The organism is Nonomuraea sp. NPDC049129 (assembly GCF_040648495.1).
GTDB lineage: Bacteria > Actinomycetota > Actinomycetes > Streptosporangiales > Streptosporangiaceae > Nonomuraea.
Genome location: NZ_JBEZDU010000001.1, coordinates 936,973 through 952,395 on the forward strand (window position 1 = coordinate 936,973; position 15,423 = coordinate 952,395).

The window sequence follows — 15,423 nt, forward strand, 5'->3', positions numbered from 1 at the left end:
CCACGTCTACCCGCTACTGGGTCCGTCCACTACGCGCGCCAGCGCAGTAACACCGTGGACGGTCGGACTCCCTGCGCGGTCTACCCAGTAGCGGGCGTGTGGGAAAGGCTCAGCATCCCCCACGCGGGTTCTCGGAGCGTCGGCGAACTGCGATCACCGGCGATCAGGGAACCCGTAGTGCACGAAGACTCTCTGAAATCGCAGCCGCTCGACTGTAGAGGGCGGCTGCCTCGTCGCTGGCCCCGTATCAGACGCGGGATGCGGGGCCAGCGCGACCTAGTCGATGAAGCCCCGCCGAGTGGCAGCAACGATCAGTCACTGGGGTGAGCCATCGTGTGACGGCCAAAGGGAAATGCCGGAAGCCTCCCGGAAGGACACGTTCATGATGGCTCTTTCCCAATCGGACCTAACGACCTGCTCGAGTCGCTACGGACGGCCGGCAGGGTGAAGACGGTCCGCAGGGGGCTGACGCGAATGCCGCGGGAGCCGATCGAGGCGGGGGCGACTACGGCGGTCGGCCGCGCCCTATCAGCGCACAGCGAAGTGCGGCCCGCAGCGCTACGGGCATCGCAGGCGACTACCGACCAGCGCCGTCGGCGATCTGAGTGCGGACAGCGGTATCCGCACATGCAAGGTCCCCGCATGCAAGGTCTCGCGGACCTGCGCCGACCTGAACTCCGAAACCGCGACGTTCCGCGAGCGGCCCTTCGAACAAGCCGTCTTCCGCAACTCCAGCGAAATGGCCCACCAGAAGGTCGTCGCAGGTCCCAGGCGCGGAAGGGGGACCTGCGCGAACGGGTGGGTCCCCGGCAGGACGCGGAGTTCTTGGGATGACGTCTGCCGGGAGAACGGACAGGCTGAGCGCGTCCGGTCACGGATGTCACGCAGCCGGGCGAGAAGACACCCGAGGATGCTCCGACGGCGTCTCGCGATCATCGAGCGTCTCCCCACAGCAACAGGGACCACAGGATGTCCGTTTGAGAGGCGTTCGTTCGGACGCTCTCCTCCACCACCACTCGCCCACCCTTCCTCGTCGTTCTGCGGATGTATCGCTGACCGCCTGCCTGACACAGCTCGTAAAAGACCGGCAGGCAGTCACAGGTGTGGTCCCGCACACGTATCCGCTCAGCACAAGGCCCCACTGGATCCCAGTCGATGCGTATGCAGTCGTCGTGCGCCGCCTCAACGTGACGCCCGATGCAGCCGTTGTAAAGCCTTCGCTCCGCGCGAGCCATGCCTGCATCTTACGTCTAGTTGTATCGATCTGGCTAGCTAGAGCAGTCGAGACTTCTATTTAGGCCGATGGATATGGGATAGGTCGTACCTCTTCGCCTATCTTGCGTATGTGCTCGACTATGATGGAGACACCCATCCCTACCTTCAGATCGCCGAGATCCTCCGCCAGCGGCTCTCCGGTCTCACCTCGGGGCAACCCATGCCGAGCGAGGCCGACATCCAGGCCGAGTTCGGAGTCGCCAGGACCACCGCCAGACGAGCGATTCATGTGCTCCGCGAAAAGGGTCTCATTTACACCGTCCAGGGCGAGGGAACCTTCGTCGGCGCACCGAACGAGGCGCCACGGCAGCAGCGTAAAGTCCCGCTTTATCAGCAGATAGCAGCAGACGTGACGGAACAGATAAAGGCAGGCAAGTATCTGCCGCGACGTCCAATCCCCGGCGAAACAGCGCTTCTTCAGCAGTATGACTGCGCTCGCGAAACCGTGCGGCGCGCCATGGCGCTTCTTCGCGAGCGCGGCTGGATTTACACGGTTGCCCAGCGTGGCAGTTATGTGTCGCCCAAGGAGTCCTGGCCCCAGGACTGAAACTACTCGACTGCTTGTATAGAGACATCTAGAATACAGACATGATCGATCGTGAAGGACCCATTCCGATCTACAAGCAGGTCGCCGACATCCTCCACGATCGAATTCTCAAGGGCGAGCTACTGGTCGGACAGGCTCTGCCGAGCGAAGCGGCGCTGGAGGCGGAGTTCGACATTGCCAGGACGACGGCACGCAGAGTCGCCAGAGAACTGCGCGAGCGTCAGGTGGCCCACACGGTGTCCGGCGAGGGCACATACGTGGGCGCGGTTGGAGTGCCGCGACAAAGACGAAAGACACTGGTCTTCGAAGACATCGCGGACGACATCGTTGAGCGAATTCGCCGCGGTGAGTTCCGGCCCAACCGGGCGATATTCAGCGAAAAGACGCTGATGCGGCGCCATGGGGTCGCCAAGGTCACGGCCCGAAGGGCGGTCGAGTCCCTTCGGGAGCGAGGCTGGGTATTCACCGTCCCCTATCGAGGCACATACGTGGTCGCTCAGGAAGACTGGCCGGAATAGCCGAAGAGCTCCCAGGCGATCGCTCCGACCCGCAAGCGCTTCCTAGCAATTTGGTGGCCGGCCCACGAGCACCCCGAAGAGCGCTCGCCTAGGGAGTAACAAGGCGGAAAGTCAGGCAGACGATCGTCGAGGAGTCGGTCACCTCACGCCCAAGCCCGGCCCAGTACCGTGCGTGAACCTCACGCCAGTGCTCGACAGAGCGGAACCCCTCCCCCTCCGCCTGCGCGAACTCCCAGCTCACCGCCCCGAACGGCACCTGCTCCACCCCCACCACCTCAAGCAGAGCCGCCTGTGAGCCCTCGTCGTCCACGAGCACGAGGCGCTCCCCCACGTGTTCCAGTGGCTCGTCCTCGGCCTCGTAGTCGAGCTCCAGCAGGCCCGCCGTGGCCGTCTTGGCACCGGACAGGACAAGGTCGGTCAGCCTGGTGCGTTGCTCGCCGGCCATGCCGAGTTCGAGCACGCGGAGCCCATCGATGCGTCCCCACATGCAACGGATCGTAACGGTCGCCGCAACCCGCGCCGATGATCCGGTCGACGTCCGCTGCGGTGGCGCCGTCTCCTCAGAAGACCGGGATGATCTCCTCGGGATCGATGAAGTCGACCTGTACGCCCTCCAGGTCGAGTTCGGGGATGGCGGGGAAGGCGATGCCCCAGCGTTCGACGATGGCGCGGATGCGGGCCATGGCGAGCCGCCAGTTCTCCGCCTGCTCCTCGAAGGAGAGGACGCCCAGCCCGGCCTGCCTGGCGTGGTCCATCAGGACGCGGTGATTGGCCAGGAAGTACGGCGGCAGCTCCCAGAAGCCCTCCGGCGGCTCCCAGAGGATCATGGACAGGAAGACGAAGCCGGCTCGGAGCTGGCGGGTGATGAGGGCGCGGGTCTCGTCGGTCAGGCCGGGCCACTCGTTCTCCAGAATGACCATGCAAATCTGGAGATGTCGGGACTCGTCGCGGCCGATGCGCTGGAACATCTCACCGAAGACGGGATGCTCGGTGCCCGAGGCCATGCCCCTGAACAGGGTCGAGGCGGCCATCTCGCCCATCATGAAGCTGGTGAAGAGCACGGGCAGCGTGTACTTGCCCACGGCCACGTTGTAGCCGGTCCAGTAGCGGCCGCCGTTGTGATAGAGCCAGCCGATGTTGTTGTGGGCGGCCTTCTCCAGGTCGTCGGACGGGGTCCAGTCGAGAGGGCCGCCGGGCCAGAGCTTGGCGATGGTCCGCTGGCAGCATTCCTCGTGGTTCATCTCGTCGCGGGTGATCGAGAAGAAGCACTTCCGGACCGGATCCTCTTCGTGCTTCTCGAACGCCTGGATGGTGGCGCGGGCGAACACCGCCGGCCCCGAGGCGTCGAAGTTGGCCAGCACGGCGAACCAGTACATGATCCCGAGACGCTGCTCACGGGTGAAGTCGTCCGGGTTCAGCCCGTCCCAGGGCAGGTCGGCCGGGTTCCAGACCGTGCGTTTGGATTTCTCGTAGATCGCCGCGAGCTTGGCCGTCTCGACCCGCCACTCCATCGGGTAGATATTCGGCTGCGGGATCTCCGGGGCCGGCCAGAAGCCGCCTTCGGGAATGGTGAGGTCTGCCATGTGTGACACCTCCGCCTCCTATCCTGCGGGGCGGCGTCACGGCTTTCAAGTACGCCTCCCGCCTCCTGTCCTGCGGGGCAACGTCATGTCTTTCAAGCCTCCCGCCTCCTGCCCCGCGGGTGGCGCCATGCCTCTCAAGTACGGGCGCATCGCGCCGACGGTGCAGAGGCGCGCGCCCGGCCATACGCACGTCACCCGCCGTCACCTATTGGCGCGTCATGGCGACGGCCAGACACACCGCACCGCCCTCAAGTACGCGTGCGTTGCGTGACAGCCACACACACGAGTACGGCCACCGCGGCCGCCACAGTCGCCGGACCGTACCTCTCCCCCAGCAGCACCCAAGCCCAGGTGAGCGTCAACAGCGGCTGCGTGAGCTGCGTCTGCCCCGCCCTGGCGATGCCTCCCCTGGCCAAACCCGCGTACCAAGGGACGAACCCGAGGAACATCGAGATCACCCCCACATACGCGAACCCGGCGAGCGCCTGGGCCGACGGGTGGACGGGGGTGGTGAGGGAGAGCACGGCCGTCACCGGGACCGTGAGCGGCAGAGAGAGGACGAGGGCGTAGGAGATGACCTGCCAGCCGGGAGTCTCGCGGGAGAGCCGGGCGCCTTCGGTGTAGCCGACGGCCGCCGAGACCAGGGCGCCGAGCAGGAGGACGTCGGGCCAGGCGGCCGTGCCCTGCCCACGGGTGAGGGTGAAGGCGGTGATGGCGATGGCGCCTGCCGCACAGGCCAGCCAGAAGAGGGGGCGCGGGCGCTCGCCGGCGCGCACGACCGCGCAGACGGCGGTGGCGGCCGGGAGCAGGCCGATGACCACGGCGGAGTGGGCGGTGGTGGCACCGAGGTCCAGCGCCAGACCGCTGAAGACGGGGAACCCGAAGACCACACCGAGCGAGATCGCCCCGTAGGAGCGCCACTGATGGCGGGGCGGGAGCAGGGGAAGACGGGCGGCCTTGAGGCAGATGAGCGCTATGACGCCGGCGATCACGGCGCGGCCGATGGCGACCAGCCACGGGTCGAAGCCGCGCATCGCGTAGGCGGTGGCGGGAAAGGAGCCGGAAAAGGCGAGTGCGCCGAGAAAGGCGAGGAGAGTGCCCTGACCTCGTGGAGACCCCGGGGAAGCGACCACCGCTACTCTGTCGCCAACGATAGCGCTATTCTTATCCGTCATGGAACAGGATAGCAGTATCGCCCAAATCACCGCGATCCTGCGCCAAGAGCTCAGTCGGCTGCGGCCGGGAGACCGCCTCCCCTCCTCCAGAGAGCTCATGCGCCGCCACAACGTCAGCCCCGTGACGGTCTCGCGGGCCATCGGGCAACTGGCGGCCGAAGGCCGGGTGGTCACCAAGCCGGGCATCGGGGCGTTCATCGCCCAGTTGCCCGCAAAACCCAACGAGCCGCCGGACTTCTCCTGGCAGACCGTCGCCCTGGGCGATCGGGTGGTCGACGAGAGCCCGGTGACCGGGCTGCTGACCCCGCCGCCCGAGGGCGTCATCCCGCTCACCGGCGGCTACCTCAACCCCGGCCTCAGGCCCGACAAGCAGCTGGCCGCCGCGGCGGGGCGGGCGGTGCGCAGGCCGGGGGCGTGGGCGATGCCGCCGCTGAGCGGGCTGGCGGAGCTGCGCAGGTGGTTCGCGACGCAGGCCGGGGGCGACGTGACCGCGGCCGACGCGCTGATCGTCAGCGGCGGCCAGGCCGCGCTCACGCACGCCTTCAGGGCACTGGCCGCCCCGGGGACGCCGGTCCTGGTCGAGACGCCGACCTATCCGGGCGCCCTGGCCGCGGCCAGGGCGGCGGGCCTGCGGGCGACGGCCGTGCCGATGGACCGAGACGGCGTACGGCCCGATCTGCTGGCCGAGGCGTTCGCCGTCACCGGCGCGCGGGTGTTCCTCTGCCAGCCCACCCTGCAGAACCCGACCGGCGCGACCCTCACCCACGAACGCCGGGAACAGGTGCTCCAGGTGGCCAGGGCGGCGGGCGCGTTCGTGATCGAGGACGACTACGCGCGTTACCTCAGTGACCGGACTCCGCCGCCGATGGTGTCGATGGACGCGCACGGCACGGTCGTCTACATCTGCTCGCTCACCAAGATCCTGTCACCGAGCGCGCGGGTCGCGGCCGTCATCGCGCGCGGCCCGGCCTCCCACAGGCTGCGGGCCAGCCAGCTGGTGGAGTCGTTCTTCGTGGCGCGTCCGCTGCAGGAGACCGTGCTGGAGTTCGTCGAGTCGCCCGGCTGGCGCCGCCATCTGGCGAACGTACGGAGCGAGATCCTGGTCCGCCGCGACGCGCTCGCCACCGAGCTGGCCGCGCGGCTGCCCACCGCCGAGCTGCATCTGCTGCCGAAGGGCGGCATGCACCTGTGGGTACGGCTGCCACCGGAAACCGACGAGAACGCCCTGGTCGAGGCCGCGAAACGCAACGGTGTGCTGGTGAGCCCCGGCAGGATCCATTACCCGTCGGAGCCGCCAGGACCCCGCCTGCGCGTCACGCACATCGCGGCCGCCCATCTGGCGGAGCTGGCCGAGGGGGTGCGCCGGCTGGCTCAGGCGCTGGCGAACACCTCGTAGTGCTCCACGGTCCGCTCCCTGTCGACCAGGAACGCGTCGTCCTCCGGGTAGAAGACCGCCGCGCCCAGATCCTCGCCGGCGAACGCCCTGATCGCCTCCCACGACTCCCACAGCGAGATCAGGAAGAACTCGGTCATGTCCCCGCTGGCGCGCCTGGTGAAGTAAGCGCCGCGGTTGCCCGGCGTCTCGGTGTAGCCGGGAAATCCGGTACGCAGGAGGTAGTCCTCGTAGGCCGCGGCATCAGACTCCCGGGTCCAGCCTCGCCAGGTGCGAACGATCATGCGACCCATGATGGCGCAACCTGCTATTGCCGTACAGTGGTGACATGCTGGCGCCCGCGGAGCTCGTGCGCGACTTCGTGAACACCTACGCTCTCGATTCCGATGCCGACGAGCTGGCCTCACCCGCCGAGCTGGCCATCTGGCTCCGGGAGCGGGGTCTGATCGGCCCGCGTGACCGCGCGACCGACGAGGACCTCACCGCCGCGCTCACCCTGCGGGAAGTCCTGCGGATGGGGTTAAGACGCGAAACTCCGGAGATGCCCGGACTGCTGGCCTTTCCGCTGCTGGTACGCGTCGGCGCCACCCCGGATCTGATCCCCGTCGAGGACGGCGTCCGGGGCGGTCTGGCCAGGATCGCCGCCGCCGTGACAGATCAGTCGTGGCACCGGCTGAAGGTCTGCGCCGAGAGCATGTGCCAGTGGGCGTTCATCGACTCCTCGAAGAACCGATCACGCTCGTGGTGTTCCATGCGGGTATGCGGCAACCGCACCAAAACGCGCGCCTACCGGGCGAGGAAGCAGGGTTCGCGTCATCTCCAAGGCTCAAACACCGATACGGTGTAACTCGTGCCTTGTGGCATGGACGGCAGGCGAAGGAGCGGGCCGAGATGGCAGACGTAGGCGTCCGGGCGGCCCGGCGCGAGGATGTGCTCCAGGTTGCGAATACTCAGATCCGCGCCTGGCGCTACGGCTATCGGGAGTTCCTCCCCGAGGGGCCGCTCGAGCAGATGACGGGGGCCGCGGCGGAGAAGATGTGGCTGCGGCAGTGGGACGAGGCGATCGTCGCCCCGCCCACACCCATGCACCGGGTGCTGGTGGCGGTGGAGACCATCCTCGACACTGAGGGCTTCCCGGCTCTAGGCGTGGGCGGCAGCGCCGCCCTGGCCACGCCGCGCGGCGGTGAGCGGGTGGTCGGCCTGGCCTCACACGCCCCCGCCGAAGACCCCGACCTCGACCCGACCATCGTCGCCGAGATGCTGACCCTGCTGGTCGATCCCGACTTCGTCCGGCGCGGGCATGGCAGCCGACTGCTCAACGCCACCGTCGACCACCTGCGGGAGGACGGTTTCCGGCAGATCGTCACCTGGGTGTTCGCCGACAACTACGCGGTGCTGGGCTTCCTGGAGTCGGCCGGCTGGGGCGAGGACATGGCCGAGCGCGTGCTCGACATGGGGCGTCCCATCCGCATGGTCAGGCTCACCACCGACATCAGCTAGAGGATTCGTCGATATGGCAACCCCCGGCCAGTGGATCGCCGGCGCACGTCCCCGCACGCTGCCCAACGCCATCGTGCCCGTCATGGTCGGCACGGGCGTGGCGATCGGCGAGGACGGCTTCGTCTGGTGGCGCGCGATCGTCGCGCTGCTCGTGGCCCTGTCGCTGCAGATCGGCGTCAACTACGCCAACGACTACAGCGACGGCATCCGCGGCACCGATGACCAGCGGGTCGGCCCGATGCGCCTGGTCGGCTCGCGGGTGGCCACGCCGCCGCAGGTGCTCGCGGCCGCGCTCGGCTGCTTCGGCGTCGCCGCGGTGCTCGGGCTGATCCTGGTCCTGGCCACCCGGGCGTGGTGGGTCCTGCTCGTGGGCGCCGCCGCCATCGCCGCCGCCTGGTTCTACACCGGCGGCAAGTCTCCGTACGGCTACCGCGCGCTCGGCGAGGTGGCGGTGTTCGTCTTCTTCGGCATCGTGCCCGTGGTCGGCACCGCGTACGTGCAGACCGAGCACTTGTCCTGGGCCGCTCTGGTGGCCTCGATCCCCGTCGGGCTCCTGTCGTGCTCCATGCTCGTCGTGAACAACCTGCGCGACGTGGCGACCGACGGCGAGTCCGGCAAGCGGACGCTGGCGGTCGTCCTGGGCGCGGCGCGCACTCGTACGCTGTACGCGACGTGTTTGATCGTGCCGTTCGTGATCGCCCTGGCCATGATCGTGGTCGCCCCGCTGGCCGCGGCGGCCGTACTCGCCGCGCCGCTGGCGATCGCGCCGGTCAAGACGGTCCTGAACGGCGCCGTGGGCCCGGCGCTGATCGGCGTCCTGCAGCAGACCGGCAAGCTGCAGCTGGCGTACGGGCTGCTGTTCACCCTCGGCCTCGCGATCACCCTGTAGCCCTGTAGTCGGTCACCGCGGTAAACGGTCACCCTGTAGGCGGTTACCCGACGTGCGGGGGCCAGTGAGGGCCCCCGCACGCGCCATCAGCCTCAGCTCGCGGTGAGTCTCAGCCGCCGGTTGTCATGGTCGACCTCGGCGATCCGTACCGAGACGCTCGACCCGACCTGTCGCTGCTCCGGCCCGACGAGCAGCCCGTGGATGCCGTCGGCGACCTCTATGAAGGCGCCGAACGGAAAGACACTGGCCACGCGCCCGTCGAGCACATCACCGACGGTGTGCCGCGTAGTGAAGCCTTCCCAAGCACTGGACATGCGATCACCTCCTTCCTCTGCGATCTCCGCTTGGGGAACGCGAGAGGCGGCGGGCCACGGGCCCGCTCGGTGATCAAGGCGTGACCGGGCGCCCCGTCTCGTCATGGCACTTGGCCGACCCGGCAGTCACGGTCGCCACCCTACTCCGCTAGGGGACGGCCGTGAACAGCTCGTAGCTGTGACCGTTGGGATCGCGCACGTAGACGCCACGGCCGCCGCCGAGGTGGTTGATCCTGCTGTCCCAGCCGTGGCCCGGGCCGGAGCCGTACGAGATCGACGGGGACTCCTGGAGGCGGCGCAGCACCGCGTCGAAGGTGTCGTCGTCGATCAGGAACGCGTAGTGGCCAGGCTGGACCTGGTGCCGGTCGTCGAAGTCGAACGCCAGGTCGTCGTTGACCCTGACGGGCACAAACGGACCGGACGGCTCGGAGACCGGCAGCCCGAGCAGGTCGGCGAGGAACATGGCGGCGGCCGCCTTGTCGGCCGCCGGGACGATCAGGTGGTTCAGGACGATGGACATGTCGCCTTCCCTCACGAGAGACAATATATGCGATTCGCACACACTATATGTGCATATCGCATCCATCTGGGGGTACAGTGTGAACATGAACGCGCACGGCGTTACCCCCGCTGACGGCGACGGCGGTCCCGCGCTCTTCCGGCTGGTGCGCTTCTGGTCGCGCCGGTGGATCAACAGCGCCTCGGAGGAGCACACCGGGGAGACTCGCCACGTGCAGCACATCCTGGCCGTGGAGGCCGTCGACACCGGCAATGACGCCACCGAGGAGGCCACCGTCGGCACCGTGGCCCATCAGCTCGGTCTCGACCACTCCGGAGCCAGCCGCATCGTCAAGGACGCCACCAAGGCGGGCTACCTGGCCCGCGCCTCGTCCGAATACGACCGCCGGCGCGCGTCGCTGCAGCTCACCGCGCATGGCGAGAATCTCCTGGCGGGCTCGCGCCAGTGGCAACGCCGCGCTTTCGACGAGCTCACCGTGGGGTGGGACGACTACGACCGCCGGCAGTTCGCCTCATACCTGAAGCGACTGGCCGACGAGCTCGGCGTCTAATCCGCCATCATTCGACCTGCCACGACCATCCGCATGACCACGCGCGGCGCCACCTCGATGCCCAGCTCGCGTTCGTGCTCGACCAGCGCCCGCAGCTCCGGCCCCCACTCCGCCTCCGGCAGCACGGAGAAGCCGTGCCGCGCGTACCAGGGCGCGTTCCACGGCACGTCCCGATAGGTCGTCAGCGTCACCGCGGGCGCGCCGCTCGCGGTCGCGTGGTCGCGCACCGCCGCGACGAGCCGCCCGCCGATCCCCTGCCGCATCCGCGACGGGTGTACGGCCAGCTGGTCCAGGTGCAGGTTGCCGTCGACCCAGCCGATCAGCGCGAACCCGGCGGGCGGCTCCCCTTCGACCAGCACGGCGGACGGATCCGTGACCTCTTCGATCATGGTCGTCCCCGGCGGGAAGACGATCCCCACCTGCTCGAACAGCCCGTCGGCGGCCAGCTCCACCTCGACCAGTCCGGGCAGTTCCCCCGGCTCGACCCATCGCGCCATGCCGACACGGTCTCATGTTCGGCCTGCTCGCGCCCCTGGATATTAATGTGGTGGGCACAGGCTCGGCTGTGCGGAGCCGGGATCCCCTCCTCACGTCGTGCCCATGACCCGGGTCAGGTCGTGGGCATGACGTGTGTTCAGAGGTCGAGCAGTGGCTCCAGGCCGACGGTCAGACCGGGCAGCTCGCGCACCCGGCGCACACCGAGCAGCACGCCCGGGGTGAACGACGAGCGGCTCATGGTGTCGTGCCTGATCGTGAGGATCTCCCCGTCGCCGCCCAGCAGCACCTCCTGGTGGGCGATCAGCCCGCTCAGGCGTACGGCGTGGACGTGGACGCCGCCGACGTCGGCCCCGCGCGCTCCGTCGAGCTCGGCGGAGGTGGCGTCGGGCATCGGGCTCATCCCGGCCTTGGCGCGCGCTTCCGCGACCAGCTCGGCCGTGCGGCGGGCGGTGCCGGACGGCGCGTCGGCCTTGTTGGGGTGGTGCAGCTCGACGATCTCGACGGAGTCGAAGTGCTTGGCCGCCATCTGGGCGAAGTGCATCATGAGCACGGCGGCGATGCCGAAGTTGGGGGCGATCAGGCAGTTGGTGCCGGGGAACTTGGCCAGCCACCCGCGCACGGTGTCGAGCCGCTCGGCGCCGAAGCCGGTGGTGCCGACCACCGGGTGGATCCCGTGGGCAATCGCCCATTCGAGGTTGCCCATGACGACGTCGGGATGGGTGAAGTCGACGACCACTTCGGCGCCTTGGAGCCCTTCGATGGCGTCGTCCTTGTCGAGCGCCGCCACCAGCTCCAGGTCGGGGGCCGCCTCTACCGCCTTGCACACCTCGACGCCCACGCGACCGCGCGCGCCCAGCACACCTACCTTAATCACAGGTCAACCCTATACCTGCCGAAGCGCGCGGACCCTCCAGGAGGAAGGTCCACGCGCCTCGACAAGACAGTGGGGCAATATCAGGCGATGGCGCTGGAGAAGTCCTTGTCGCCATACGGACCGATCACGGCGAGGGTGAGCGGCCGGTTGAGGACGTCGGCCGCGACCTCGGCGATCTCGTCCGGAGTGACGGCCTCGATCCTGGCCAGCACCTCGTCCACGGACAGCAACTCGTCGTAGACCAGCTCGTTCTTCCCGATCCGCGACATGCGTGAGCCGGTGTCCTCCAGGCCGAGGACCAGCCCGCCCCGCATCTGCCCCTTGCCGCGCATGATCTCGTCGGCGTCGAGGCCGTCGTCGACCACCCTGACGACCTCGTCTCGGCAGATCTTGAGCACGTCGTCGATCTTCGACGGCAGGCAGCCCACGTAGATACCGAACTGGCCGGTGTCAGCGTAGGCCGAGGTGTAGCTGTAGGCGGAGTAGGCCAGCCCGCGCTTCTCCCTGATCTCCTGGAAGAGCCTGGACGACATGCCGCCACCGAGCGCCGCGTTGAGCACGCCGAGGGCGAAGCGCCGGTCGTCCGTACGGGACATGCCGGTCGTACCGAGCACCAGGTTGGCCTGTTCGGTAGGACGGTCGAGCACCTTGACTCCCGACCGCGTCCGGGCGCCCGGCCCGCTCGTGCGGGGCGGGTCGGCCTCCAGCGGTCCACCGAGCGCGCCCGCCCGCTCGTAGGCGCGCACGACCAGTTCGACGACGTCCTCGTGCCGGATGTTGCCGGCGACGGAGACGACCGTGCGGCGCGGCTCGTAGTGGTGCTGGTAGTAGTCGGCGATCCGGTCGCGGGGGAGCTCGTTGATCGACTCGACCGTGCCGAGGATGGGCCGCCCGATCGGCGAGTCTCCGTAGAGCGCCGCCGCGAACTGCTCGTGCACGACATCGGACGGGTCGTCGTCGTGCATGGCGATCTCTTCGAGGATCACCCCGCGTTCGGACTCGACGTCGTCGGGGGTGATCAGCGAGCTGGTCACCACGTCGGCGAGCACGTCAACCGCGACCGGCAGGTCCTCGTCGAGCACCCGGGCGTAGTAGCAGGTGTATTCCTTGGCGGTGAAGGCGTTGATCTCCCCGCCGATGCCCTCGATGGACGCCGAGATCTCCATGGTGTCGCGCGTGGGCGTGCCCTTGAAGAGCAGGTGTTCGAGGAAGTGGGTGGCCCCCATGTGCTGGGAGTCCTCATCACGCGAGCCGATGCCGACCCACATGCCGACCGCGACACTACGCACGGTCGGCATGGTCTCGGTCACCACGCGCAGCCCACCGGGAAGGACGGTGCGCCTTACCACCCCGGCCCCGTCACGGCCGGGGTGCAGCGTGGTGGTTCTCACGAGTTGCGGTCGTCTCCATCGGAACCGTCGGCGCGAGGCGCGCGCACCCGGGTGCGGGTACGGCGGGGACGGTCGTCGCGCGGCTTGTCGTCCGACGCGGCGGCCGGCGCCTCAGCACCATCGGCGGACTCGGCCTCGCCCTTGGCCTCCTTCTCGGCGGCCTCCTTCTCGATCACCTCGACCGGGACCAGGGACAGCTTGCCCCGGCCGTCGATCTCGGCGATCTCGACCTGGACCTTCTCGCCGACGCTCATGACGTCTTCCACGTTCTCGATGCGCTTGCCGCCGTGCAGCTTGCGGATCTGGGAGACGTGGAGCAGGCCGTCCTTGCCGGGCATCAGCGAGACGAACGCGCCGAAGGCGGCGATCTTCACGACCGTGCCCAGGTAGCGCTCGCCGACCTCCGGCATGTGCGGGTTGGCGATGCCGTTGATCACCGTACGCGCGGCCTCGGCCGACGGGCCGTCGGTGGCACCGATGTAGATGGTGCCGTCGTCCTCGATGGTGATCTCGGCGCCCGTGTCGTCCTGGATCTGGTTGATCATCTTGCCCTTCGGGCCGATGACTTCGCCGATCTTGTCCACGGGGACCTTGATGGTGATGATGCGCGGCGCGGTCGGGTTCATCTCCGCCGGAGAGTCGATCGCCTCCTGCATCACGTCGAGGATGGCCAGGCGGGCGCCCTTGGCCTGCTTCAGCGCGGCGGCCAGCACGGAGGCGGGGATGCCGTCGAGCTTGGTGTCGAGCTGGAGCGCGGTGATGACGTCCTTGGTGCCGGCGACCTTGAAGTCCATGTCGCCCATGGCGTCCTCGGCGCCGAGGATGTCGGTCAGCGTGACGTACTGGTCACCCTCGCCGATCAGGCCCATCGCGATGCCCGCGACCATCTCGCGCAGCGGCACACCGGCGTCGAGCAGCGCCATCGTGGAGGCGCAGACCGAACCCATCGAGGTGGAGCCGTTGGAGCTCAGCGCCTCGGAGACCTGGCGGATGGCGTAGGGGAACTCCTCACGCGACGGCAGGACGGGGATCAGCGCCCGCTCGGCCAACGCGCCGTGACCGATCTCCCGGCGCTTGGGCGAGCCCACGCGGCCGGTCTCACCGGTGGAGTAGGGCGGGAAGTTGTAGTTGTGCATGTAGCGCTTGGTCCGCTCGGGGTTGAGCGTGTCGATGACCTGCTCCATGCGCAGCATGTTGAGGGTCGTGATGCCCAGGATCTGGGTCTCACCACGCTCGAACAGTGCCGAGCCGTGCACCCGCGGCACCACGTGGACCTCGGCGGACAGCGCGCGGATGTCCTTGGTGCCGCGGCCGTCGATGCGCAGGCCCTCCTTGATGACCCGCTCGCGCATGAGCTTCTTCATCACCGAGCGGAAGGCGGCGGAGATCTCCTTCTCGCGGCCCTCGAACTCGGGGAGCAGCTTCTCGACGGCCAGCGCCTTGACCTTGTCGAGCTCGGTCTCGCGCTCCTTCTTGCCGGCGATGGTCAGCGCGGCGGCGAGCTCCGTCTTGACCGCGCTCTCCAGGGCGGCGTAGACGTCCTCCTGGTAGTCAAGGAAGACGGCGTATTCGGCGGTCTCCTTCGCCGCGACCTGCGCGACCCGCGACTGCGCCTCGCACAGCACCTTGATGAACGGCTTGGCGGCCTCAAGGCCCTGCGCGATCGTCTCCTCGTTGGGCGCGACGGCGCCCTCGGCGATCAGCTTCAGCGTGTCCTTGGTGGACTCGGCCTCGACCATCATGATCGCGACGTCGCCGTCGGCGAGCACCCGCCCGGCCACGACCATGTCGAACGTGGCGCGCTCGAGCTCGTGGTGCGTCGGGAAGGCGACCCACTGGCCGTCGATCAGCGCGACGCGGACGCCGCCGATCGGGCCGGAGAAGGGCAGCCCGGCGAGCTGGGTGGACAGCGAGGCGGCGTTGATGGCGACCACGTCGTAGAGGTGGTCGGGGTTGAGGGACATGACCGTGGCGACGACCTGGACCTCGTTGCGCAGGCCCTTGACGAACGACGGGCGCAGCGGCCGGTCGATCAGGCGGCAGGTGAGGATGGCGTCCTCGGAGGGACGGCCCTCACGGCGGAAGAACGAGCCGGGGATGCGTCCCGCGGCGTACATGCGCTCCTCGACGTCCACCGTCAGCGGGAAGAAGTCGAGGTTTTCCTTGGGCGACTTCGAGGCGGTGGTCGCGGACAGGACCATCGTGTCGTTGTCGAGATAGGCGACGGCGGAACCCGCCGCCTGGCGCGCCAGACGACCGGTCTCGAACCGGATCGTGCGTGTGCCGAATGAGCCGTTGTCTATGACGGCTTCAGCGGTGTGGACACCCTCCACGGGGGACCTCCTTGGTCAGTCAGTCTCCCGCGCCCTCTTTCTCACCGGCACCCTCGTTAGGTG

Annotated in this window: 17 protein-coding genes; 7 read left to right on the forward strand and 10 right to left on the reverse strand. The window is 68.5% G+C overall.

From position 1 onward, the window contains the following. Nucleotides 1-1,345 precede the first annotated feature (1,345 nt). Nucleotides 1,346-1,822, forward strand: a complete 477-nt coding sequence (locus AB0B64_RS04095) for a GntR family transcriptional regulator (protein WP_357946838.1) — start codon at nucleotides 1,346-1,348, stop codon at nucleotides 1,820-1,822. A gap of 41 nt (nucleotides 1,823-1,863) precedes the next feature. Beyond that, nucleotides 1,864-2,340 (forward strand): GntR family transcriptional regulator, encoded by a 477-nt coding sequence (locus tag AB0B64_RS04100; protein WP_357946824.1) that lies wholly within the window; start codon nucleotides 1,864-1,866, stop codon nucleotides 2,338-2,340. 88 nt (nucleotides 2,341-2,428) lie between these two features. On the opposite strand, the gene AB0B64_RS04105 is transcribed toward AB0B64_RS04100, so the two are convergent. The 3 genes from AB0B64_RS04105 to AB0B64_RS04115 all read right to left on the reverse strand — a co-directional run bounded on the left by AB0B64_RS04105 (nucleotide 2,429) and on the right by AB0B64_RS04115 (nucleotide 5,056). Continuing rightward, entirely contained in the window at nucleotides 2,429-2,827 is a 399-nt protein-coding gene (locus AB0B64_RS04105) for an ASCH domain-containing protein (RefSeq protein WP_357946821.1), read from the reverse strand. 73 nt (nucleotides 2,828-2,900) lie between these two features. Beyond that, nucleotides 2,901-3,923, reverse strand: a complete 1,023-nt coding sequence (locus AB0B64_RS04110) for a hypothetical protein (RefSeq protein ID WP_357946820.1) — start codon at nucleotides 3,921-3,923, stop codon at nucleotides 2,901-2,903. 248 nt (nucleotides 3,924-4,171) lie between these two features. Next, on the reverse strand, nucleotides 4,172-5,056 hold the full coding sequence (locus tag AB0B64_RS04115; protein ID WP_358174480.1) for a DMT family transporter: 885 nt from the start codon (nucleotides 5,054-5,056) through the stop codon (nucleotides 4,172-4,174). Between the two features lie 40 nt (nucleotides 5,057-5,096). Here AB0B64_RS04115 and AB0B64_RS04120 point away from each other — a divergent pair, with 40 nt between their 5' ends. Then, a complete protein-coding gene (locus AB0B64_RS04120) occupies nucleotides 5,097-6,494 on the forward strand; it encodes a PLP-dependent aminotransferase family protein (RefSeq protein ID WP_358174483.1) in 1,398 nt (465 codons plus the stop codon). Here the strand turns inward: AB0B64_RS04120 and AB0B64_RS04125 are convergent. After that, a complete protein-coding gene (locus AB0B64_RS04125) occupies nucleotides 6,470-6,775 on the reverse strand; it encodes a hypothetical protein (RefSeq protein WP_357946813.1) in 306 nt (101 codons plus the stop codon). The genes AB0B64_RS04120 and AB0B64_RS04125 overlap by 25 nt on opposite strands. 44 nt (nucleotides 6,776-6,819) lie before the next feature. On the opposite strand from AB0B64_RS04125, the gene AB0B64_RS04130 reads away from it, so the two are divergent. Genes AB0B64_RS04130 through AB0B64_RS04140 form a run of 3 tightly spaced genes read left to right on the forward strand, consistent with a single transcriptional unit; the run spans nucleotide 6,820 to nucleotide 8,880 of the window. Continuing rightward, nucleotides 6,820-7,338 (forward strand): CGNR zinc finger domain-containing protein, encoded by a 519-nt coding sequence (locus tag AB0B64_RS04130; RefSeq protein WP_357946810.1) that lies wholly within the window; start codon nucleotides 6,820-6,822, stop codon nucleotides 7,336-7,338. 44 nt (nucleotides 7,339-7,382) lie between these two features. Continuing rightward, nucleotides 7,383-7,991 (forward strand): GNAT family N-acetyltransferase, encoded by a 609-nt coding sequence (locus AB0B64_RS04135; protein ID WP_357946807.1) that lies wholly within the window; start codon nucleotides 7,383-7,385, stop codon nucleotides 7,989-7,991. Between the two features lie 13 nt (nucleotides 7,992-8,004). After that, nucleotides 8,005-8,880 carry a 1,4-dihydroxy-2-naphthoate polyprenyltransferase gene (locus tag AB0B64_RS04140; protein ID WP_357946804.1) on the forward strand — a complete coding sequence of 292 codons (876 nt, stop codon included), beginning with the start codon at nucleotides 8,005-8,007 and terminating at the stop codon, nucleotides 8,878-8,880. A gap of 92 nt (nucleotides 8,881-8,972) precedes the next feature. Here AB0B64_RS04140 and AB0B64_RS04145 read toward each other — a convergent pair whose 3' ends face one another. Beyond that, nucleotides 8,973-9,194 carry a S1 RNA-binding domain-containing protein gene (locus AB0B64_RS04145; RefSeq protein WP_357946801.1) on the reverse strand — a complete coding sequence of 74 codons (222 nt, stop codon included), beginning with the start codon at nucleotides 9,192-9,194 and terminating at the stop codon, nucleotides 8,973-8,975. Nucleotides 9,195-9,342: 148 nt separating this feature from the next. Next, a complete protein-coding gene (locus tag AB0B64_RS04150) occupies nucleotides 9,343-9,714 on the reverse strand; it encodes a VOC family protein (protein WP_358174485.1) in 372 nt (123 codons plus the stop codon). Nucleotides 9,715-9,799: 85 nt separating this feature from the next. On the opposite strand from AB0B64_RS04150, the gene AB0B64_RS04155 reads away from it, so the two are divergent. Further along, nucleotides 9,800-10,264: a MarR family winged helix-turn-helix transcriptional regulator gene (locus AB0B64_RS04155; protein ID WP_358174487.1), complete on the forward strand. Its 465-nt coding sequence runs from the start codon at nucleotides 9,800-9,802 to the stop codon at nucleotides 10,262-10,264. Here AB0B64_RS04155 and AB0B64_RS04160 read toward each other — a convergent pair. The 4 genes from AB0B64_RS04160 to AB0B64_RS04175 all read right to left on the reverse strand — a co-directional run bounded on the left by AB0B64_RS04160 (nucleotide 10,261) and on the right by AB0B64_RS04175 (nucleotide 15,360). Then, on the reverse strand, nucleotides 10,261-10,761 hold the full coding sequence (locus AB0B64_RS04160; protein ID WP_358174490.1) for a GNAT family N-acetyltransferase: 501 nt from the start codon (nucleotides 10,759-10,761) through the stop codon (nucleotides 10,261-10,263). The genes AB0B64_RS04155 and AB0B64_RS04160 overlap by 4 nt on opposite strands. Nucleotides 10,762-10,898: 137 nt before the next feature. Next, nucleotides 10,899-11,636, reverse strand: coding sequence for a 4-hydroxy-tetrahydrodipicolinate reductase (dapB, locus tag AB0B64_RS04165; protein WP_357946791.1), 738 nt, complete (start codon nucleotides 11,634-11,636; stop codon nucleotides 10,899-10,901). Between the two features lie 80 nt (nucleotides 11,637-11,716). Beyond that, nucleotides 11,717-13,027 (reverse strand): pitrilysin family protein, encoded by a 1,311-nt coding sequence (locus AB0B64_RS04170; protein ID WP_357946789.1) that lies wholly within the window; start codon nucleotides 13,025-13,027, stop codon nucleotides 11,717-11,719. Next, a complete protein-coding gene (locus AB0B64_RS04175) occupies nucleotides 13,024-15,360 on the reverse strand; it encodes a polyribonucleotide nucleotidyltransferase (protein WP_357946786.1) in 2,337 nt (778 codons plus the stop codon). Before AB0B64_RS04175 ends, AB0B64_RS04170 begins: the two co-directional genes overlap by 4 nt. Nucleotides 15,361-15,423: the final 63 nt, after the last annotated feature.